This is a genomic window from Streptococcus toyakuensis (genome assembly GCF_024346585.1).
Taxonomy (GTDB): Bacteria; Bacillota; Bacilli; order Lactobacillales; family Streptococcaceae; genus Streptococcus; species Streptococcus toyakuensis.
This window is the reverse complement of record NZ_AP024523.1, coordinates 1,851,914-1,874,232: the sequence shown is the minus strand read 5'-3', so window position 1 is coordinate 1,874,232 and position 22,319 is coordinate 1,851,914. Positions and strand designations below refer to the sequence as shown.

Sequence of the window (22,319 nt, the reverse complement as noted above, 5' to 3'; positions counted from 1 at the left end):
TTGGAGAGAGACCATGAGTTTTTACAATCATAAAGAAATTGAGCCTAAGTGGCAGGGCTACTGGGCAGAACATCATACATTTAAAACAGGAACAGATGCATCAAAACCGAAGTTTTATGCTCTTGATATGTTCCCTTATCCTTCTGGAGCGGGTCTGCACGTAGGACACCCAGAAGGTTATACCGCAACGGATATCCTCAGTCGTTACAAACGTGCGCAAGGCTACAATGTCCTTCATCCAATGGGTTGGGATGCTTTTGGTTTGCCTGCAGAGCAATACGCTATGGATACAGGGAATGACCCAGCAGAATTTACAGCGGAAAACATTGCCAACTTCAAACGCCAAATCAATGCTCTTGGATTTTCTTATGACTGGGATCGTGAAGTCAATACGACAGATCCAAACTACTACAAGTGGACTCAGTGGATTTTCACCAAGCTTTACGAAAAAGGTTTGGCCTATGAAGCGGAAGTGCCAGTAAACTGGGTTGAGGAATTGGGAACTGCCATTGCCAATGAAGAAGTTCTTCCGGACGGAACTTCTGAGCGTGGAGGCTATCCAGTTGTCCGCAAACCAATGCGCCAATGGATGCTCAAAATCACGGCCTATGCGGAGCGTTTGCTCAATGACTTAGATGAACTAGATTGGCCAGAGTCTATCAAGGATATGCAACGCAACTGGATTGGTAAATCAACAGGTGCTAATGTAACTTTTAAAGTTAGGGGAACAGACAAGGAATTCACAGTCTTTACAACTCGTCCTGATACCCTTTTCGGTGCGACTTTCACAGTCTTGGCTCCTGAACATGATCTAGTTGATGCTATCACAAGTTCAGAGCAAGCAGAGGCAGTAGCTGACTATAAACACCAAGCCAGTCTCAAGTCAGACTTGGCTCGTACAGACCTTGCCAAAGAAAAAACTGGTGTTTGGACTGGTGCTTATGCCATCAACCCTGTCAATGGTAAGGAAATTCCAATCTGGATTGCCGACTATGTTCTTGCTAGTTACGGAACAGGTGCCGTTATGGCTGTGCCTGCCCACGATCAACGTGACTGGGAATTTGCCAAACAATTTGACCTTCCAATCGTAGAAGTACTTGAAGGTGGAAATGTAGCAGAAGCTGCCTACACAGAAGATGGCCTTCACGTTAATTCAGACTTCCTAGATGGACTCAACAAAGAAGACGCAATTGCTAAGATTGTGGCTTGGTTGGAAGAAAAAGGCTGTGGTCAAGAGAAGGTGACCTACCGTCTCCGCGACTGGCTCTTTAGCCGTCAACGTTACTGGGGTGAGCCAATTCCTATCATTCATTGGGAAGACGGAACTTCAACAGCTGTTCCTGAAAATGAATTGCCACTTGTCTTGCCAGTAACCAAGGATATCCGTCCTTCAGGTACTGGTGAAAGTCCACTAGCTAATTTGACAGATTGGCTTGAAGTGACTCGTGAAGATGGTGTCAAAGGTCGTCGCGAGACCAACACAATGCCACAATGGGCAGGTTCAAGCTGGTACTACCTCCGCTACATTGACCCACACAATACTGAGAAATTGGCTGATGAGGAGCTCCTCAAACAATGGTTGCCAGTAGATATCTATGTGGGTGGTGCAGAGCATGCCGTTCTTCACTTGCTTTATGCTCGTTTCTGGCACAAATTCCTCTATGATCTCGGTGTCGTTCCAACTAAAGAACCATTCCAAAAACTCTTTAACCAAGGAATGATTTTGGGAACCAGCTACCGTGACCATCGTGGGGCTCTTGTGGCAACCGATAAGGTTGAAAAACGTGACGGTTCCTTCTTCCATGTAGAAACAGGGGAAGAGTTGGAGCAAGCACCAGCCAAAATGTCTAAATCGCTCAAGAACGTTGTTAACCCAGATGATGTTGTGGAACAATATGGTGCTGACACCCTTCGTGTTTATGAAATGTTCATGGGCCCACTTGATGCTTCGATTGCTTGGTCAGAAGAAGGTCTGGAAGGAAGCCGTAAATTCCTTGACCGTGTTTACCGTTTGATTACAAGCAAGGAAATCGTTGCAGAAAACAATGGCGCTCTTGACAAGGTCTACAACGAAACTGTTAAAGCTGTCACTGAGCAAATCGAGTCCCTCAAATTCAACACAGCTATTGCCCAACTTATGGTCTTTGTCAACGCTGCTAATAAGGAAGACAAACTCTATGTGGACTACGCCAAAGGCTTTATTCAATTGATTGCCCCATTTGCACCTCATTTGGCAGAAGAACTCTGGCAAACTGTTGCTGCAACAGGTGAGTCCATCTCTTATGTAGCTTGGCCAACTTGGGACGAAAGCAAATTGGTTGAAGACGAAATCGAAATCGTCATCCAAATCAAAGGAAAAGTCCGTGCCAAACTCATGGTCGCTAAAGACCTATCACGTGAAGAATTGCAAGAAATCGCTCTGGCTGATGAAAAAGTTAGAGCAGAAATTGACGGCAAGGAAATCGTGAAAGTGATTGCGGTACCTAACAAACTCGTTAATATCGTCGTTAAATAACGAGTTTATTATCTCTATCTGCCACCTTCAATAGTCCACTGGACTATTGAAGCCAACTAAATTGGTTAATATTGTTGTGAAATAAGATAGGAATCCTCCAGAGCTGAACTCTGGAGGATTTTTTATTTGACAGGAAGTTTCTCTTTTGTTAATATAATTAACAAAAGAAAGAGAGATTATGGATAAAAAAGAATTTATTGCATTTAATAATCGTTTCAATAGGTTTATTTTAGCGTTTGAAGAGTTAAAAAAAAATCAACATAAAAGTGGTGTTGACAAATCCATTACGTTGAATGAGGTACATTTGATTGTTGTGATTGGGGAAAATCAGCCCTTAAATCTAGTAAAATTATCTGAATTATTAGAAGTTTCAAGAAGTGCAATAACTCAAAGTGTTAGGAGATTGATTCAAAAAAATTTAGTTGTTTTTGATTTTGATCTGAATAATGGGAAAAATAAATATTTGAGATTATCTGAAAAAGGCATCGAAATTTTTAAAATCCATAAGGAGCAACAAGCATATATTGAAAAATCAATCTTTTCAGTTTTAAACAACTATAGCGAGGTGGAACTTCAAACAGTTGTGAAATTGATGGATGATATTGAAAAGGTGTGGATAGAATTACCGTGGTAAAAGTCACGGTAAATTTTAAATACAATTGTTAAGTAAATTAACAAAAAGGAGAAGATATGACTGTAAACATAGAACTGATTTCACAAACAGATTTAGCGGATGAATCTTTTTATATTGCTATTAATGGTTTAGAACCAAGGGCAATGTATTGTGTAGAAATGTACCTGTCTGATTATTACTGTATAAATGCTCCCTTGCTTTTAGATCATGATGTTATATGGAAATCAACCGCAATTTTTTTATCTGATCAGGACGGTATGATTGATACCTCTCAGACAGCATCTATTTCGGGATCTTATAAAGGGGTTTCAGAAATGGGATTATTCTTTAATGCGAAACCGTTGAAGAATAGGAAAAGGAGATTACCGAGTTCTCTTGATAGAATTCCATTACGAGATTGTTTTGGTGTTGAAATTAAAATCAAGCTGGGGAAAGATGTGGTCGCGGAGCAAAGTTTCGTAAGGCGTTATATGAATCTAGGAGTAAGATATCAAGATATCTATGACAAGCATTTTCAAGGTCGATTATTCTATGATGAAAAGTTAAGAAGGGCGCCAGCCGTGATTATTGTTAGCGGTAGTGAGGGAAGAATTGAAAAAGCTCAGAATATTGCCCAACTTTTATCTTCAAGAGGCTATATTTGTCTTGCGATAGCTTATTTTGGTTTAGAGGGATTATCTCAAAATTTAGAACGAATTCCGATAGAATGTCTGGAGGAGGCGAAAGATTTTCTATACCATCATCCTCAAGTTGATAATACAAAAATAGGAATATATGGTCGCTCTAAAGGAGCAGAGCTTGTTCTGGCTGGACAAAGTATTTTGGATGATGTGCAATGTTTGGTACTCAATTCCCCCTCAAATGTAATATTTGAGGGAATAAAGGGAAAACTCAACTCTCATTCATCTTCTTGGACATATTTGCAAAAAGAACTTCCGTATCAAAAATTTCAGTTAGGAAATTACTTGTTAAACAAGTTTTTTGGAAAACATATTCCTGAAGATAGTAGGGCCCAGATTGATGTGAGTAAAATTTCCTCTCCCTTATTATTACTAGGAAGCGATGTTGATGAAATATGGAATGCATCATCCGCGATAGATGATATCATTTCACATTATAAAGGGGAATCCATTTTGTTTAAAAAATACCATGAAACAGGGCATATGTTGACGGTTGCTTATCAAGCGAATCATCGTTATCGAAAAGATTGGCGCTTATTAATGAAAGAAAGTGTAGACTCTTGGTTTGCCACGATAAATTATTTTGATACACATCTGAAAAATTTGTAGATAGTGCTGAACCGTACTATAATAGTTCCAACTAAGATAAAAACACAGTTCTGGTTGGTAGTTCAGTCTACAAAAGCAAACACTAAAATAAGAGAAATTTGAACTCAAACAGTAAAAACGTAGAGAGAAGTACAAGAGTTACTAGTGACTTTCTCTTTCATAAAATAGAACAGTTCTTCTCGGATAAAAAGAGCTGTTTTTTGCTTGTATTGAAAATTCTTTTCATATATTATTTCCTAATGGATTTACTTGTCGTCAAAAATTTGGCTAATGGAAGTTTCAAATTCAGGACAATACTTACTTGCTTCAAATTCAATCATATCATATTCAGCAGTTTCATTTTGATAGAAGGGATTGTGTGTCATGATTTCTAGTTAATTTTTTATTGTTTGATTTGGCGAGAATAATACTACCGATTCTTGAATTTTTCGGCCAGATGCGGTAAAACATCTCTTTTATAGCGCATATTTAAAAATATAATGTGTTTTTGTAAGTGTTTTTAAGCTTCATTTAGCAATTCGGTAGGAGAAAAATGGCTGTAGCCTTCTCTACTTTAACTTAACCCTAATCATCTCACCACTTAACCTCTCATTTTAACCACTTATCTCAAAAGTCGATTTTTCTTTCATTATTTTTGTTAAACTGGTGAGGTAAAGAGGAGGAAATAAATATGATTTTACAAGCTAAACATTTGATTAAACGGTACGGTACTCATATGGCTGTTGACGATATTCAGTTAGAGTTTGAAAAAGGAAGTTTCAATGCTATTTTGGGTCCCAATGGTGCAGGTAAATCAACCACTATTTCCATGTTAATCGGCTTGAAAAAGCCGACACAAGGTCAGATTCGCTATGCGCCAAATACGAAAATCGGAGTTGTTTTTCAAGCTAGTGTACTAGATGAGATGTTAACGGTTAGGGAAAATCTCACGATTCGTGCTCAACAGTATAAGGAGATTGTAGCAAGTCGTGTGGATGATTTGATCCATCAACTGGGCTTGACTGCTTTCCAGAAACAACTATATGGGACTTTGTCAGGTGGACAAAAACGTCGGGTTGATATTGCGCGTGCTCTTCTTTCACAGCCAGATATTCTTTTCTTAGATGAACCAACGACAGGTCTAGATATTCAGACTCGCAAAGCCATTTGGGATTTACTGTCTCGACTACAAAAGGATGAAGGGATGACTATTATCTTAACGACTCATTATCTGGATGAAGCGGATGAAGCGGATCAGATTTATATCGTTGATCATGGGAAAGTGATTGCGAAAGGTTCTGCGACGGCTATTAAAAGTCAGTATGCATCCAATATCCTAAAAATTCGTTTTAAAGAAATGAAGGATTTAGAAAAGTTATTACAGACTGGAATGACAGTAAAGGAAGAAAATGAGATGGAATATCTTTTTTATCCAAGGACGTCACAGGAAGCCATTGAATATTTGGAAAAAGTTCGAGAAGAAATTGATTCTTTTGAGTTTCGTCCAGGTACTATGGATGATGCCTTTATTGCACTTACAGGAAGAGAGGTTCGCTAATGTTAGCTTTATTGAAACGGAATTTTATCTTATATTTTCGTAATCGTTCAGGAGTATTTTTCTCATTATTGGGGGCATTGATTTCCTTCTTCCTTTATATCATTTTTTTGCAGAAGAACTTGACGGATGCTTGGTCCCAACTCCCTGATAATAAGAACCTTTTAAATAACTGGCTGATGGGTGGGACCTTGGCTGTGACTGGGATTACAACCAGTTTTACGGCTCTTACACAAATGGTACAGGATCGTGAAAATCAAGTGGATCAAGATCTCTTCTTGACAGATTTAGGTAGCTGGGGTTTACAGGTGTCCTATCTAATCAGTAGTATTGCCATCTCTTTTATCATGCAGGTGTTTATGTTTGCTGTTATGAGCCTTTATTTTAGAGAAAGTCCAGTTATCAGTTATTTACCGGAAATTACTTTGATTATGCTGTTAAGCAGTCTGCTTTCAAGTGTGGTAAATATTCTTTTGATTTACCGTTTTCAATCTGTAGATAGTCTTGGCAAACTGGCAACTATAGTGGGGACTGCTTCTGGATTTTTGGTAGGAACTTATATCCCCATTGGAGTATTACCTGATTTTGCACAAATTATCATGAAGTGTACCCCTGCAACTTATATTGCTTCTCTCTATCGACAAATTTTAATGAAAGAGCGGTTAGAAACTGCATTTACAGGAAATAGCAGATTGTTAAAGGAATTTCAAGAAAAAATGGGAATCCAAATCAACTGGCAAGAACTATTGACAAAGGAAGAGACATACTTTATAGTGGTTATTATCAGTCTTGTCGCTATTTTTCTTTGGATTTTATTTGTTAAAGTGTTTAGCAAGAGAAAATAAAAGTATATTGGAGAGAAAATGAAGATTCGTTTTGAAATGAAGGCAGAGTTTTCAGAAAAGGACCCACATATTGTAATTCAGGCAGCTCAGTTAACCGACCAAGCGAGGGAAGTCATGGAGTATTTAGAACAATTTTCAACAACCAATCAGGTGGTCATTCCTATTCGAACGGATGATCATCTGGTTATGGTGAAAATTGAGGATCTTATTTTAGCAGATATCGATAAGAACTTGTTGACCATTTATACGGTAGACGGGATTTATAAAACTAAGGAAACATTGACAAACTTTCAGAATAGGATTAACCGACGGAACTTTATACAGATATCACGCCATTCAATTATAAACATTGACCACTTAGAATCGTTATCAGATAGTTTTTCAGGGAACATGATGGCTAAAATGACTCGGGGCATCAAATCTAGTGTGAGTCGGAAATACGTTAAGTCCTTAATGAATTATCTAGGTTTATAGGAGAAAATCATGAAACGATTAATTGATTATTTTGTATCGGGAATGCGTACGGCTTCCTTCTTTTATTTGAGTATGATGTTATTAGCTCAGTGTTATCCAGGTATTACCTATCCTGAACCAATGATAAAAAATATTCTAGCTCTGTTTTTAATGGGTGGAATTATGGGGGTATTGACTTTAATACTTGAAAAGCTAGAGTTTCTTGCTTTTAGTATACGTGTAGGAGTTCATTTATTAGTGACAGCTACTATTTTAGTATTGACCTCTCTATTTTTGGGCTGGGGTTCAGCCTTGTGGAGTCCCTTGCTTTGGTTCTTTTTCTTGTTAATTTATGGATTGATATGGTTGTATCAAATCTGGAAAAATCACAAACTCACCCAACGAATTAATCAAGCCTTAGAGGATAAAAGACAGAAAACGGGTCACTAATATAGTGTTGAGGATGAAGTTTGAAGACAGTGCCAGTTTCCAAAGAGAACAATTTGTGATATAGTATTTTCAGCGTAAAACAAGGAGAAGAAAGATGCCAGTAAACGAATATGGTCAAATGGTTGGGGAGTCAATGGAAGGTTATACACCAGGTGAATTGCCTTCTATTGATTTCTTAGAAGGGCGTTATGCTCGGATAGAGGCTCTCTCGGTAGAAAAACATGCGGAGGATTTGCTAGCTGTTTATGGCCTGGATACTCCTCGGGAGATGTGGACCTACCTTTTTCAGGAGCCAGTAGCAGATATGGAGGAGTTGGTTAGCCTTTTAAATCAGATGTTGGCTCGTAAGGACCGTTTTTACTATGCAATCATAGACAAGGCAACTGGTAAGGCTTTGGGAACTTTTTCTCTCATGCGCATTGACCAAAATAACCGAGTGATAGAAGTGGGAGCGGTCACTTTTTCTCCAGAGCTCAGGGGAACACGAATAGGGACAGAAGCTCACTATCTCTTGGCGCGCTATGTTTTTGAGGAGCTTAACTATCGTCGCTACGAATGGAAATGTGATTCTCTTAATCTGCCATCCAGACGAGCTGCGGAGCGTTTGGGATTTGTCTATGAAGGGACCTTCCGCCAGGCAGTCGTATATAAGGGGCGTACTCGTGATACGGATTGGTTGTCTATGATTGATAAGGACTGGCCCAAAGTCAAAGCTCGATTGGAAGCATGGTTGGCTCCTGAAAATTTTGATAAAAATGGACGACAGTACAAGAGCTTAAGAGAGCTTTAATAGGTGTTGACATGATCACTATTAAAAAGCAAGAAATTGTCAAGTTAGAGGATGTTTTGCATCTCTATCAGGCTGTCGGTTGGACAAATTATACCCATCAACCAGAGATGCTGGAGCAGGCCTTATCTCATTCATTAGCGATTTATGTGGCGCTTGATGATGATACTGTGGTGGGCTTGATTCGTTTGGTTGGAGATGGATTCTCATCAGTATTGGTTCAAGATTTAATCGTTTTACCTATCTATCAGCGTCAAGGGATTGGTAGTGCCCTAATGAAAGAGGCTTTAGAGGCTTACAAAGATGTCTATCAAGTCCAGCTGGTGACAGAACAGACAGAAAGAACCTTGAGATTCTATCGTTCTATGGGCTTTGAAATCTTATCCACCTATAATTGTATAGGGATGACTTGGGTGAATAGAGAAAAATAACAAAACTTGTTTTTCTTAAGCAAAGTTTAAGGATGGTCTAGTATTATATAACCATTAAATAAAGACCTCCTAACTTTATTTAATGAAATCCTAAAACTTTTTTTCATCATAATCTCCTAATGAAGTCACCCAATCAGGTGGCTTTTTTTGTGGGGTGGATAGATGCTGATAGAAATTTTTGGCAAAATGGTAGAATTTGAGAAAAGTTAAGCTAGTTTTAAGCTTCGTCTTGTATCATATAGTTATTAAATAAAGACCTCCTAACTTTATTTAATAAAATCCTAAACTTTTCTTTTTCATAATAATCTCCCTTAACTCCACCCAATCAGGTGGAGTTTTTTGGCTCTATTTCAGGCTTTTGGGGACTATTCTAAAAATAATTTTCCGATGTTTTCCGGTATTTTTCGGATTTTGGTCGGGGAATTGGCGGAGACTTTTTTAGAAAATATGACTAAGAAATAGGTCTGTTGTCGCTTCAGCTACTTCAAACTCAATTTGATTGTAAGTGACTGTTAAGTGAAGGACTGGAACTGCTGTAATAATGATTTTGCTTGTCCAGTAGTGGCGTATTAAATGAGGAGTGACATGTAAGATTGTCTCTTCGTTTACTAAATCAAAATTTCTATGAATATGAAATTGATAGAATACCTAACTTTCTCTTAAACTTGAAAGTCTTGTTGTAAAACGGTTAAAGCTTGAGAAGCTGAGGATATAAACCTTTGACAAATTTTGTGAACTGTGGGATAATGGAGAGGAATTAAGGATTAGTTCTATATCATGGACTAGAAAAGACCCCAAGCTAACTTCCACATTAAGCTTAGGGTCTTTTTTGACACTATCTATCTTTGTTTAGCCATTTATCGACTAAGCGAAGAATAACACCGACCACAATTGGTCCGATGATAGTTTTAAGGATTAGTTCCATCATGGGCTATCTCACCTCCTTTCGTAGGCGGTGTAGCAGTGCCAAACAATATTATACCACATAAGTGCTAAAGTCGGGAGTCACCCAATCGGGTGGAGTTTTTGTTTGTGGCTTGGTTTTTTGATATAATAGAGCCATGAGCAGAATTTTAGATAATGAGATAATGGGGGATGAGGAGTTAGTAGAACGCACGCTCCGTCCTCAGTATTTACGTGAATATATCGGGCAGGATAAGGTTAAGGACCAGCTTCAAATCTTTATCGAAGCCGCTAAAATGCGGGATGAAGCGCTGGATCATGTGCTCCTTTTCGGGCCTCCAGGTTTGGGGAAGACGACCATGGCCTTTGTTATTGCAAACGAACTGGGTGTCAATCTCAAGCAGACGTCGGGTCCTGTTATCGAAAAAGCTGGTGATTTGGTAGCGATTTTGAATGACTTAGAGCCTGGGGATGTCCTTTTTATTGATGAGATTCATCGCTTGCCCATGTCGGTGGAAGAGGTGCTTTATAGTGCTATGGAGGACTTCTACATTGACATCATGATTGGAGCTGGTGAAGGCAGTCGCAGTGTTCATTTGGAGTTGCCACCTTTTACCTTGATTGGTGCGACGACTCGGGCTGGTATGCTGTCAAATCCTCTACGGGCACGTTTTGGGATTACGGGGCATATGGAATACTATGCCCATGCTGACTTGACAGAAATTGTTGAGCGGACGGCAGATATTTTTGAGATGGAAATTACTCATGAGGCAGCTTCTGAGCTGGCCCTACGTAGTCGAGGTACTCCTCGTATTGCCAATCGCCTCCTCAAGCGCGTGCGCGATTTTGCCCAGATTATGGGGAATGGGGTTATCGATAATCTTATTACTGATAAGGCTTTGACCATGCTGGATGTTGACCATGAAGGTTTGGACTATGTGGACCAAAAAATCCTTCGCACCATGATTGAGATGTACGGTGGTGGTCCTGTTGGTCTAGGAACTCTTTCTGTTAACATAGCAGAAGAGCGTGAGACAGTTGAAGACATGTATGAGCCCTACTTGATTCAAAAAGGTTTTATCATGCGGACACGTTCTGGACGGGTGGCGACTGCTAAGGCATATGAGCATTTAGGGTATGAATATATTGAAAAATAAGGCTGAAATTTTAGACTCTTTCAGAGAAAATCCGGATATGATGGCTATTTTGACTATCATCCGAAACCTTGGTCTGAAAGATTCTTGGTTGGCAGCAGGTTCTGTCAGAAATTTTATCTGGAATCTCTTGTCAGAGAGACCAGCATTTGATCTTGAAACAGATGTAGATGTGATTTTCTTTGATCCGGATATTTCTTATGAGGAAACCTTGTTCCTAGAGAAAAAGTTGAGAGCGGATTTTCCTCAGTATCAGTGGGAATTGAAAAATCAGGTCTATATGCACCAGCACAGCCCTCATACTGCTCCCTATACCAGTTCCCGTGATGCCATGAGTAAGTATCCAGAACGATGTACGGCTGTTGGACTGCGCTTGAATGAAGATTCTACTTTAGAACTCTTTACTCCTTACGGACTCGAGGATATTTTGAATTTTCAAGTTCGTCCAACTCCTCATTTCTTAGAAAATGAAGACCGAATGGAGCTTTATCAAACACGTTTATCCAAGAAAAATTGTCAGGAGAAATGGAAAAATTTGATTTTTAAAACTTCTTAAGGAAACTTTAAGCTAGGGAGTGTATACTAAGTTCATAAGTTAAGAAGACCTTAACTTAAACTCCTAAAACTTTTTCATAATAATCTCCCTATAAAAAATAAAGTCGCCCAATCAGGCGGCTTATTTTTTTGAAAAATGGGCTTGGTGCCTGAGAATAATACTCAATGAAAATCAAAGTGTAAACTAGGAAGCTAACCGCAGGTTGCTCAAAACACTGTTTTGAGGTTGCAGATAGAGCTGACGTGGTTTGAAGAGATTTTCGAAGAGTATAAATAGCTTAGTGATAGAAGAAAATAGGGAAATATGGTATAATGAAACGATAGATTTTTGAATAGGAATAAGATCATGTTTGGATTGTTTAAGAAAGATAAGGCTGTGGAAGTAGAGGTTCCGACACAGGTTCCTGCTCATATCGGCATCATCATGGATGGCAATGGCCGTTGGGCTAAAAAACGTATGCAACCGCGAGTTTTTGGACATAAGGCGGGCATGGAAGCATTGCAAACTGTGACCAAGGCAGCTAACAAACTAGGCGTTAAGGTTATTACGGTCTATGCTTTTTCTACAGAAAACTGGACCCGTCCAGATCAGGAAGTCAAGTTTATCATGAACTTGCCAGTAGAGTTTTATGATAATTATGTCCCGGAACTGCATGCGAATAATGTTAAGATTCAAATGATCGGAGAAACGGACCGCCTGCCTAAGCAAACCTTTGAAGCTCTGACCAAGGCTGAGGAATTAACTAAGAACAACACAGGATTAATTCTTAATTTTGCCCTCAACTATGGTGGACGTGCTGAGATTACACAGGCTCTTAAGTTGATTTCCCAGGATGTTTTAGATGCCAAAATCAACCCAGGTGACATCACAGAGGAATTGATTGGCAACTATCTCTTCACCCAGCATTTACCTAAGGACTTACGAGACCCAGACTTGATTATCCGTACCAGTGGAGAATTGCGTTTGAGTAATTTCCTACCATGGCAGGGGGCCTATAGTGAACTCTATTTTACAGATACCTTGTGGCCTGATTTTGACGAGGCGGCCTTGCAGGAAGCCATTCTTGCCTATAATCGTCGTCACCGCCGATTTGGAGGAGTTTAGGAGGAAATATGACACAGGATTTACAGAAAAGAACCTTGTTTGCAGGGATTGCCCTGGCTATTTTCCTACCGATTTTGATGATTGGGGGACTCTTGCTTCAGATAGCAATCGGAATCATAGCCATGCTAGCCATGCATGAACTTTTGAGGATGAGAGGTCTAGAGACCATGACTATGGAGGGCCTCTTGACCCTCTTTGCAACCTTTGCCTTGACCATTCCCTTGGAGAATTACCTGACTTTTTTGCCAGTTGATGGGAATGTGGTTGCCTATAGTGTGTTGATTTCAATCATGTTAGGAACGACTGTGTTTAGCAAGTCTTATACGATTGAGGATGCGGTTTTCCCTCTTGCTATGAGCTTCTACGTGGGCTTTGGATTTAATGCTTTACTAGATGCTCGTGTTGCAGGTTTAGATAAGGCGCTTTTGGCCTTGTGTATCGTCTGGGCGACAGACAGTGGTGCCTATCTTGTTGGGATGAACTATGGGAAACGAAAGTTAGCACCAAGGGTATCGCCTAATAAAACCCTTGAGGGTGCCTTGGGTGGTATTTTAGGAGCGATTTTAGTAACCATTATCTTTATGATAGTTGACAGTACAGTTGCTCTTCCATATGGAATTTACAAGATGTCAGTCTTTGCTATTTTCTTTAGTATTGCTGGACAATTTGGTGATTTACTAGAAAGTTCGATCAAACGTCATTTTGGTGTTAAGGATTCTGGGAAATTTATCCCTGGACATGGTGGTGTTTTGGATCGTTTCGATAGTATGTTGCTTGTATTTCCAATCATGCACTTATTTGGACTCTTTTAATCAAAAGACGGAGGAAACACTATGCTCGGAATTTTAACCTTTATTCTGGTTTTTGGGATTATTGTAGTGGTGCACGAGTTCGGGCACTTCTACTTTGCCAAGAAATCAGGGATTTTAGTACGTGAATTTGCCATCGGTATGGGACCCAAAATCTTTGCTCACATTGGCAAGGATGGAACGGCCTATACCATTCGAATCTTGCCTCTGGGTGGCTATGTCCGCATGGCTGGTTGGGGTGATGATACAACTGAAATCAAGACAGGAACGCCTGTTAGTTTGACACTTGCTGATGATGGTAAGGTTAAACGCATCAATCTCTCAGGTAAAAAATTGGATCAAACAGCCCTCCCTATGCAGGTGACCCAGTTTGATTTTGAAGACAAGCTCTTTATCAAAGGATTGGTTCTGGAAGAAGAAAAAACATTTGCAGTGGATCACGATGCAACGGTTGTGGAAGCAGATGGAACTGAGGTTCGGATTGCACCCTTGGATGTTCAATATCAAAATGCAACTATCTGGGGTAAACTCATTACTAATTTTGCAGGCCCCATGAACAACTTTATCTTAGGTGTCGTTGTTTTCTGGATTTTAATCTTCATGCAGGGTGGTGTCAGAGATGTTGATACCAATCAGTTCCATGTCATGCCTCAAGGGGCCTTGGCTAAGGTGGGAGTACCAGAAACGGCACAAATTACCAAGATCGGCTCACATGAGATTAGCAACTGGGAAAGTTTGATTCAGGCTGTGGAATCAGAAACCAAAGATAAGACGGCCCCGACCTTGGATGTGACTATTTCTGAAAAGGGGAGTGACAAACAAGTCACTGTTACTCCGGAAGAAAGTCAAGGCCGTTACCTTCTAGGTGTTCAACCGGGGATTAAGTCAGATTTTGTATCTATGTTTGTAGGTGGTTTTACAACTGCTGCTGACTCGGCCCTCCGAATTCTATCAGCTCTGAAAAATCTGATTTTCCAACCGGATTTGAACAAGCTAGGTGGACCTGTTGCTATCTTTAAGGCAAGTAGTGATGCTGCTAAAAATGGAATTGAGAATGTCTTGTACTTCTTGGCAATGATTTCCATCAATATTGGGATTTTTAATCTTATTCCGATTCCAGCCCTGGATGGTGGTAAGATTGTGCTCAATATCCTGGAAGCCATTCGCCGCAAACCATTGAAACAAGAAATTGAAACCTATGTCACCTTGGCCGGAGTGGTCATCATGGTTGTCTTGATGATTGCTGTGACTTGGAATGACATCATGCGACTCTTTTTTAGATAATCGAGGAATATTATGAAACAAAGTAAAATGCCTATCCCAACGCTTCGCGAAATGCCAAGCGATGCTCAAGTTATCAGCCACGCTCTTATGTTGCGAGCTGGTTATGTTCGTCAAGTTTCAGCAGGTGTTTATTCTTACCTACCACTTGCCAACCGTGTGATTGAAAAAGCTAAAAATATCATGCGCCAAGAATTCGACAAGATTGGTGCCGTTGAGATGTTGGCTCCAGCCCTTCTTAGTGCAGAATTGTGGCGCGAATCAGGTCGTTACGAAACTTATGGTGAGGACCTTTACAAACTAAAAAACCGTGAAAAATCAGACTTTATCCTAGGTCCAACTCACGAAGAAACCTTTACAGCTATTGTCCGTGATTCTGTTAAGTCTTACAAGCAATTGCCACTTAACCTTTACCAAATCCAGCCTAAGTATCGTGATGAAAAACGCCCACGTAATGGACTTCTCCGTACACGTGAGTTTATCATGAAGGATGCTTACAGCTTTCACGCTAACTATGATAGCTTGGACAGTGTTTATGATGAGTACAAGGCTGCTTATGAGCGTATTTTCACTCGTAGTGGCTTAGATTTCAAGGCTATCATCGGTGACGGTGGAGCCATGGGTGGTAAGGACAGCCAAGAATTTATGGCCATTACACCTGCTCGTACAGACCTTGACCGCTGGGTTGTCTTGGACAAGTCAGTTGCCTCATTTGATGAGATTCCTGCAGAGGTGCAAGAAGAAATCAAGGCAGAATTGCTCAAATGGATGGTTTCTGGTGAGGATACCATTGCTTACTCAAGTGAGTCTAGCTATGCGGCTAACTTGGAAATGGCAACAAACGAGTACAAACCAAGCAACCGTGTTGTCGCTGAAGAAGAAGTGACTCGTGTTGCAACACCAGATGTTAAATCAATCGATGAAGTTGCAGCCTTCCTAAACGTCCCAGAAGAACAAACAATTAAAACCCTCTTCTACATGGCAGATGGTGAGCTTGTTGCAGCCCTTCTAGTTGGAAATGACCAACTCAACGAAGTCAAGTTGAAAAACCATTTGGGAGCAGATTTCTTTGACGTTGCTAGCGAAGAAGAAGTGACAAATGTTGTTCAAGCAGGATTTGGTTCACTTGGACCAGTTGGTTTGCCAGAGAATGTTAAAATTATTGCAGATCGTAAGGTGCAAGATGTTCGCAATGCAGTTGTCGGTGCTAACGAAGATGGCTATCACTTGACTGGTGTGAACCCAGGTCGTGATTTTACTGCAGAATATGTGGATATCCGTGAAGTTCGTGAGGGTGAGATTTCTCCAGACGGACAAGGTGTCCTTAACTTTGCGCGTGGTATCGAAATTGGTCACATCTTCAAACTCGGCACTCGCTATTCAGCAAGCATGGGAGCAGATGTTTTGGATGAAAATGGCCGTGCTGTGCCAATCATCATGGGATGCTACGGTATCGGTGTCAGCCGTCTCCTTTCAGCAGTGATGGAGCAACACGCTCGCCTCTTTGTTAACAAAACACCAAAAGGTGAATACCGTTACGCTTGGGGAATCAATTTCCCTAAAGAATTGGCACCATTTGATGTGCACTTGATTACTGTCAATGTCAAGGATGAAGAAGCGCAAGCCTTGACAGAAAAACTTGAAGCAAACTTGATGGGAGCTGGTTACGAAGTCTTAACAGACGACCGTAATGAACGTGTCGGAGTGAAATTCAGCGATAGCGACTTGATTGGATTGCCAATCCGTATTACTGTTGGTAAAAAAGCGACTGATGGCATCGTAGAAGTCAAGATTAAAGCGACTGGTGACACCATCGAGGTTCATGCAGATAACTTGCTTGAAACGCTTGAAATTCTCAGCAAGAAATAAAAACTATAATCAGAAGAAAAACAAGGAAAAAATGTAACTAGTTTTTACCTTGTTTTTTCTGTATAATGGGAAAAATGACTAGATAAAGAGGTAAATGTATGCTAAGATTTCCAAAGGATTTTGTCTGGGGATCCTCTACTTCTGGACCACAAACAGAAGGACGTGTAGCTGGTGACGGTAAGGGAGATAATCTCTGGGATTATTGGTACCAAGTGGAGCCAAACCGTTACTATAATGGGATTGGTCCAGATAAGACATCGACCTTTTATGAAAATTGGGAAAAGGATATTGAGCTACTGTTAGAAACTGGTCACACGGCCTTTCGGACTTCTATTCAGTGGTCACGGATTTTTCCACAAGGGCGTGGGGAAGTCAATCCTCAAGGTGTAGACTTTTACCGTAAGGTTTTTGAGGCTATTAAGGCCAAAGGGATTCGTCTTTTAGTCAATCTTTATCATTTTGATTTGCCTTTTGCCCTTCAAGAAGATGGTGATGGTTGGGAAAATAAGGCGACTGTCTCAGCCTATGAAGACTATGCTCGTTTTTGTTTTGAGACTTATGGAGATTTAGTGGATCAATGGATTACCTTTAACGAGCCCATCGTTCCTGTAGAATTTGGCTATTTTTACGATGCCCATTATCCACATAAGGTGGATGCAGAGGCAGCCGTTAAAGTAGCCTATCATACACAATTGGCCAGCAGTCGGGCGGTCAAGGCCTGTCATGAACTCTTGCCTGATGCTAAGATTGGGATTGTCTTAAACTTGACACCCGCTCATCCACGTAGCCAGCATCCTGCTGATGTCAAGGCGGCTCGTATTGCGGACCTTTTTCAAGCCCAATCTTTCTTAGATCCGTCTGTTTTGGGGACTTATCCACAGGAGTTGGTAGAAATCTTACATGAATACGGTCTCTTGCCTGATGCTACAGAGGAGGAGTTGGAGCTCATTCGTGACAATACGGTGGACTTCCTTGGTGTCAACTACTATCAACCTTTGCGTGTTATGGCTCCTCGATTTGCGAAGCATCCAGAGAGTCCACTCTTACCAGAACATTTTTACGAGCCTTATGTGATGCCTGGACGTAAAATCAATCCTCATCGTGGCTGGGAAATTTATGAGCAAGGGATTTATGACATTGCCCAAAATATCAAGGAAAATTATGGTAATATCGAGTGGATGTTGACAGAGAATGGCATGGGTGTTGAAGGGGAAGAAAAATTCCGTCAAGATGGAATGATTCAAGATGATTACCGTATTGACTTTGTAAAAGGTCATCTTCGGGAACTTCACCGTGCCATTGAAGACGGAGCCAATTGCAAGGGCTACTTGATTTGGACCTTTATCGATTGCTGGTCATGGCTCAACAGCTATAAAAATCGCTATGGTTTGGTCGAATTAGACTTGAAAACGCAAGAACGCCGTCTGAAGAAATCAGGGCACTGGTTCAAGGAATTAAGCGATAATAATGGATTTTAAAAAGGACTCTGACTGATTATCCTAATTGGTCAGAGTTTTTTGTTTACAAGAAGTTAATGTGAACTATACCAATTTTTACTCTTGACAAGTTAAAGAAACAAGTATATACTGTTTTTGCTGATTCTATAAAAGAAGAATTAGACTATACCAATTTTAAGGAGAAAGCACAGCTTGTCTGTGTCGTATATACTATGTGTGGAATTGTTGGTGTTGTTGGAAACACAAATGCAACTGATATTTTGATTCAAGGGCTTGAAAAGCTTGAATACCGTGGCTATGATTCTGCGGGAATTTTTGTCCTAGGTGGTGCTGAAAATCATCTGGTCAAGGCGGTTGGCCGTATTGCAGAATTGTCTGCTAAGACAGCTGGTGTGGAGGGAACAACTGGTATTGGACATACTCGTTGGGCGACTCACGGAAAACCAACGGAAGACAATGCTCACCCACACCGCTCTGAGACTGAACGTTTTGTCTTGGTGCATAACGGGGTGATTGAGAACTATCTTGAAATCAAGGAAGAATACCTTGCGGGGCACAACTTCAAAGGGCAAACAGATACGGAAATCGCCGTTCACTTGATCGGAAAATTTGCGGAAGAAGATGGCTTGTCAGTTCTTGAAGCTTTCAAAAAAGCTCTTCACATCATCCGTGGTTCTTATGCTTTTGCCTTGGTTGACTCACAAGATCCTGAAGTTATCTACGTAGCTAAGAATAAATCACCACTTTTGATTGGTCTTGGAGAAGGCTATAACATGGTCTGTTCAGATGCTATGGCTATGATTCGTGAGACTAATCAATATATGGAAATTCATGACCAAGAGTTGGTAATCGTCAAGGCAGATAGCGTAGAAGTTCAAGACTATGATGGCAATCGTCGTGAACGTGCTAGCTATACTGCAGAACTTGACTTGTCAGATATCGGTAAGGGAACTTATCCTTACTACATGCTCAAGGAAATTGACGAGCAACCAACGGTTATGCGGAAACTTATCCAAGCCTACACAGATGAGGCTGGTCAAGTTGTCGTAGCCCCAGCTATTATCAAGGCTGTTCAAGACGCAGACCGTATCTACATCCTTGCAGCTGGAACATCTTACCACGCAGGATTTGCTTCTAAGAAAATGTTGGAAGAATTGACAGATACGCCAGTTGAACTTGGAATCTCATCTGAGTGGGGCTACGGTATGCCACTTCTCAGCAAGAAACCACTTTTCATCTTTATCAGCCAGTCTGGTGAAACAGCGGATAGCCGTCAGGTTTTGGTCAAGGCTAATGAAATGGGAATCCCAAGCTTGACAGTGACAAATGTCCCAGGTTCAACCCTTTCACGTGAAGCTAACCATACCATGCTCCTTCACGCAGGTCCTGAAATTGCCGTAGCCTCAACCAAGGCCTATACAGCGCAAATTGCAGCCCTTGCCTTCCTTGCAAAAGCAGTCGGAGAAGCAAATGGCAATGCCAAAGCGCAAGCCTTTGATTTAGTTCATGAGTTGTCAATCGTAGCTCAGTCTATCGAATCAACTCTTTCAGAGAAAGAAACCATTGAAGTCAAGGTTCGTGAGCTACTTGAAACAACTCGTAACGCCTTTTACATCGGACGTGGTCAAGATTACTACGTAGCCATGGAAGCAAGTCTCAAACTTAAAGAGATTTCTTACATCCAGTGTGAAGGCTTTGCGGCAGGAGAACTCAAGCACGGAACTATTGCCTTGATTGAAGAAGGAACACCTGTTTTGACTCTCTTGTCAGATCCAGTCCTTGCCAACCACACTCGTGGAAATATCCAAGAGGTGGCAGCCCGTGGTGCAAAAGTCCTCACTATCGCAGAAGAAAATGTTGCTAAAGAGACAGACGATATCGTCCTTACGACTGTACACCCTTACCTCTCACCAATTTCAATGGTCGTACCAACACAATTGGTCGCTTACTTTGCAACCCTCCACCGTGGTCTTGATGTGGACAAACCACGTAACCTTGCTAAATCAGTAACGGTAGAATAGAATCTATGAATATACGGGCGTAAAGCCATAGGTTTATCCTATAAGGTTTTACAGCCTATTTTTTATGTTACAAATGATGATAGGGGTTTACTTTTCAATAATTATAGCAGATTGAATTTAGAACAGTACACAGGAATACTAAAATATTTCTAGAAATTAATTTGAATTTTCCAATTGATTTGTTCGTATCTTATTTCAAACTACTATAAAAAGAGGAAGCTGGGCAAAAACTCAATTTGAAGAGAAAATTCAGTAAATCTTTCCATGATAAAACGCATCATATTAAGGTTTTGTACACCTGATATGATGCGTTTTATCATTTTTAAGCCTTTTTGCCCAGCCTCGTCAAAAGTAAAGTTTTGGCACAAAATCTGTGACAAAACTTTAGTTTTAAAGGTTTTTAACTTTGTATATACTAGTTTTAAGAAAAGGAGGATGATTCTAATGGAAGAAAAAGTATCATTGAAAGTCAGAGTTCAAAAACTAGGGACATCGCTTTCAAATATGGTTATGCCCAATATTGGAGCATTTATTGCTTGGGGAGTGTTGACTGCCCTCTTTATCGCTGATGGCTATCTGCCAAATGAACAGTTAGCTACTGTTGTTGGTCCTATGTTAACGTATTTATTGCCAATCCTGATTGGTTACACAGGTGGATATATGATCCATGGTCAACGTGGTGCCGTTGTAGGAGCTATTGCTACTGTTGGTGCAATCACAGGTTCTAGTGTTCCTATGTTTATCGGAGCTATGGTAATGGGCTCACTGGGAGGATGGACTATCAAGAAATTTGATGAAAAGTTCCAGGAAAAAATTCGTCCCGGATTTGAAATGTTAGTTAATAATTTCTCAGCTGGTCTCGTTGGTTTTGCATTATTGCTTTTGGCTTTCTACGCAATCGGTCCAGTCGTATCGACTCTTACTGGAGCTGTTGGGAATGGTGTTGAGGCTATTGTTAATGCTCGCCTCCTTCCTATAGCTAATATTATCATCGAACCGGCTAAAGTCCTTTTCCTCAATAATGCCCTCAATCATGGCATTTTTACTCCTCTGGGAGTAGAACAGGTAGCTCAAGCTGGTAAGTCAATTCTCTTCCTATTGGAAGCTAATCCTGGACCAGGCCTGGGAATTCTATTAGCTTATGCTGTATTCGGTAAAGGTTCTGCTAAATCTTCTTCTTGGGGGGCAATGCTTATTCATTTCTTCGGAGGGATTCATGAAATTTACTTTCCTTATGTTATGATGAAGCCTACTCTATTTTTAGCTGCTATGGCAGGAGGTATCTCTGGAACTTTTACTTTTCAACTCTTAGACGCTGGTCTTAAATCTCCAGCTTCACCAGGTTCTATTATTGCGATTATGGCTACGGCGCCAAAAGGCGTTTGGCCCCATCTAAATGTTCTTCTAGGTGTTTTAGTGGCAGCAGTTGTTTCTTTCCTTGTAGCAGCCCTTATTCTTCATGCAGACAAGTCAACTGAGGATTCGCTCGAAGCTGCTCAGGCGGCTACCCAAGCAGCTAAGGCTCAGTCTAAAGGTCAGTTAGTATCAACTTCTGTTGATGCAGTTGTTTCGACAGACTCAGTGGAAAAAATCATTTTCGCCTGCGATGCTGGTATGGGAAGCTCTGCTATGGGAGCTAGTATTCTTCGAGATAAGGTTAAAAAAGCAGGTCTAGAGATTCCAGTATCTAATCAGGCAATCTCAAATTTGCTTGATACACCAAAAACATTAATTGTTACTCAGGAAGAACTGACACCAAGAGCTAAAGACAAGAGTCCAAGTGCTATTCATGTTTCTGTTGATAATTTCTTAGCGTCCCCTCGTTATGATGAAATTGTAGCTTCATTAACAGGAGCTTCTCCAATAGCAGAAATTGAAGGAGATATATCAACTTCAGCACCAGTAGATAGTCAGGAAATTGACCTTAACCATATTGATGCTGTAGTAGTTGCTTATGGTAAAGCACAGGGATCTGCAACTATGGGCTGTGAAACGATTCGGGCTATCTTTAGAAACAAGAATATTCGTATTCCAGTTTCTACTGCCAAAATTTCAGAATTAGGTGAATTTAATTCTAAAAACATAATGATTGTAACAACTATTTCTTTACAGGCAGAAGTGCAGCAAACAGCACCGAATTCTCAATTTCTTATTGTGGATAGTTTAGTAACAACACCAGAATATGACAAAATGGCTGTTAGAATGTACAAATAGAACTAGAGGTTTC

19 protein-coding genes are annotated in these 22,319 nt (G+C 40.5%); 18 read left to right on the top strand and 1 reads right to left on the bottom strand.

Features of this window, described 5'->3' with window-relative positions; translation table 11 throughout:
• Positions 1 to 13: 13 nt before the first annotated feature.
• The 9 genes from leuS to STYK_RS09260 all read left to right on the top strand — a co-directional run bounded on the left by leuS (position 14) and on the right by STYK_RS09260 (position 8,938).
• Entirely contained in the window at positions 14 to 2,515 is a 2,502-nt protein-coding gene (gene leuS / locus STYK_RS09300; protein ID WP_261804940.1) for a leucine--tRNA ligase, read from the top strand.
• A gap of 178 nt (positions 2,516 to 2,693) precedes the next feature.
• Complete coding sequence (locus tag STYK_RS09295) at positions 2,694 to 3,149, top strand: MarR family winged helix-turn-helix transcriptional regulator (RefSeq protein ID WP_261804939.1); 456 nt, start codon at positions 2,694 to 2,696, stop codon at positions 3,147 to 3,149.
• A 56-nt stretch (positions 3,150 to 3,205) separates the two neighbouring features.
• Positions 3,206 to 4,438 (top strand): acyl-CoA thioesterase/BAAT N-terminal domain-containing protein, encoded by a 1,233-nt coding sequence (locus STYK_RS09290; protein ID WP_261804938.1) that lies wholly within the window; start codon positions 3,206 to 3,208, stop codon positions 4,436 to 4,438.
• A 670-nt stretch (positions 4,439 to 5,108) separates the two neighbouring features.
• Entirely contained in the window at positions 5,109 to 5,975 is an 867-nt protein-coding gene (locus tag STYK_RS09285; protein ID WP_247939711.1) for an ABC transporter ATP-binding protein, read from the top strand.
• Positions 5,975 to 6,817, top strand: a complete 843-nt coding sequence (locus STYK_RS09280; protein WP_261804937.1) for an ABC transporter permease — start codon at positions 5,975 to 5,977, stop codon at positions 6,815 to 6,817. The genes STYK_RS09285 and STYK_RS09280 overlap by 1 nt, the downstream gene beginning before the upstream one ends.
• 18 nt (positions 6,818 to 6,835) lie before the next feature.
• Positions 6,836 to 7,291, top strand: coding sequence for a LytTR family DNA-binding domain-containing protein (locus STYK_RS09275; protein ID WP_000701930.1), 456 nt, complete (start codon positions 6,836 to 6,838; stop codon positions 7,289 to 7,291).
• Positions 7,292 to 7,300: 9 nt separating this feature from the next.
• Entirely contained in the window at positions 7,301 to 7,720 is a 420-nt protein-coding gene (locus STYK_RS09270) for a DUF3021 domain-containing protein (RefSeq protein WP_020902698.1), read from the top strand.
• Positions 7,721 to 7,814: 94 nt separating this feature from the next.
• Positions 7,815 to 8,510 carry a GNAT family N-acetyltransferase gene (locus STYK_RS09265; RefSeq protein WP_049499490.1) on the top strand — a complete coding sequence of 232 codons (696 nt, stop codon included), beginning with the start codon at positions 7,815 to 7,817 and terminating at the stop codon, positions 8,508 to 8,510.
• Positions 8,511 to 8,521: 11 nt separating this feature from the next.
• Positions 8,522 to 8,938: a GNAT family N-acetyltransferase gene (locus STYK_RS09260; protein ID WP_049499492.1), complete on the top strand. Its 417-nt coding sequence runs from the start codon at positions 8,522 to 8,524 to the stop codon at positions 8,936 to 8,938.
• 835 nt (positions 8,939 to 9,773) lie between these two features.
• On the opposite strand, the gene STYK_RS09255 is transcribed toward STYK_RS09260, so the two are convergent.
• The gene (locus STYK_RS09255) at positions 9,774 to 9,866 is read right to left on the bottom strand and encodes a type I toxin-antitoxin system Fst family toxin (protein WP_000970294.1); all 93 of its coding nucleotides are present in this window, start codon (positions 9,864 to 9,866) and stop codon (positions 9,774 to 9,776) included.
• A 133-nt stretch (positions 9,867 to 9,999) separates the two neighbouring features.
• On the opposite strand from STYK_RS09255, the gene ruvB reads away from it, so the two are divergent.
• The 9 genes from ruvB to STYK_RS09210 all read left to right on the top strand — a co-directional run bounded on the left by ruvB (position 10,000) and on the right by STYK_RS09210 (position 22,306).
• Complete coding sequence (gene ruvB / locus STYK_RS09250; RefSeq protein ID WP_315972275.1) at positions 10,000 to 10,998, top strand: Holliday junction branch migration DNA helicase RuvB; 999 nt, start codon at positions 10,000 to 10,002, stop codon at positions 10,996 to 10,998.
• Positions 10,979 to 11,551, top strand: a complete 573-nt coding sequence (locus STYK_RS09245; RefSeq protein ID WP_261804936.1) for a nucleotidyltransferase family protein — start codon at positions 10,979 to 10,981, stop codon at positions 11,549 to 11,551. The genes ruvB and STYK_RS09245 overlap by 20 nt, the downstream gene beginning before the upstream one ends.
• A gap of 345 nt (positions 11,552 to 11,896) precedes the next feature.
• On the top strand, positions 11,897 to 12,655 hold the full coding sequence (locus STYK_RS09240; RefSeq protein WP_000467312.1) for an isoprenyl transferase: 759 nt from the start codon (positions 11,897 to 11,899) through the stop codon (positions 12,653 to 12,655).
• Positions 12,656 to 12,663: 8 nt separating this feature from the next.
• A complete protein-coding gene (locus STYK_RS09235) occupies positions 12,664 to 13,467 on the top strand; it encodes a phosphatidate cytidylyltransferase (protein ID WP_000189868.1) in 804 nt (267 codons plus the stop codon).
• 21 nt (positions 13,468 to 13,488) lie between these two features.
• Positions 13,489 to 14,748, top strand: coding sequence for an RIP metalloprotease RseP (rseP, locus tag STYK_RS09230; protein ID WP_261804935.1), 1,260 nt, complete (start codon positions 13,489 to 13,491; stop codon positions 14,746 to 14,748).
• Between the two features lie 12 nt (positions 14,749 to 14,760).
• Positions 14,761 to 16,614: a proline--tRNA ligase gene (locus STYK_RS09225; RefSeq protein WP_261804934.1), complete on the top strand. Its 1,854-nt coding sequence runs from the start codon at positions 14,761 to 14,763 to the stop codon at positions 16,612 to 16,614.
• Positions 16,615 to 16,712: 98 nt separating this feature from the next.
• Positions 16,713 to 18,092, top strand: a complete 1,380-nt coding sequence (bglA, locus tag STYK_RS09220) for a 6-phospho-beta-glucosidase (RefSeq protein WP_261804933.1) — start codon at positions 16,713 to 16,715, stop codon at positions 18,090 to 18,092.
• Between the two features lie 191 nt (positions 18,093 to 18,283).
• Positions 18,284 to 20,092: a glutamine--fructose-6-phosphate transaminase (isomerizing) gene (glmS, locus tag STYK_RS09215; RefSeq protein WP_000334290.1), complete on the top strand. Its 1,809-nt coding sequence runs from the start codon at positions 18,284 to 18,286 to the stop codon at positions 20,090 to 20,092.
• A 444-nt stretch (positions 20,093 to 20,536) separates the two neighbouring features.
• On the top strand, positions 20,537 to 22,306 hold the full coding sequence (locus STYK_RS09210; RefSeq protein ID WP_023939117.1) for a PTS mannitol transporter subunit IIBC: 1,770 nt from the start codon (positions 20,537 to 20,539) through the stop codon (positions 22,304 to 22,306).
• The last annotated feature ends 13 nt before the right edge of the window (positions 22,307 to 22,319 follow it).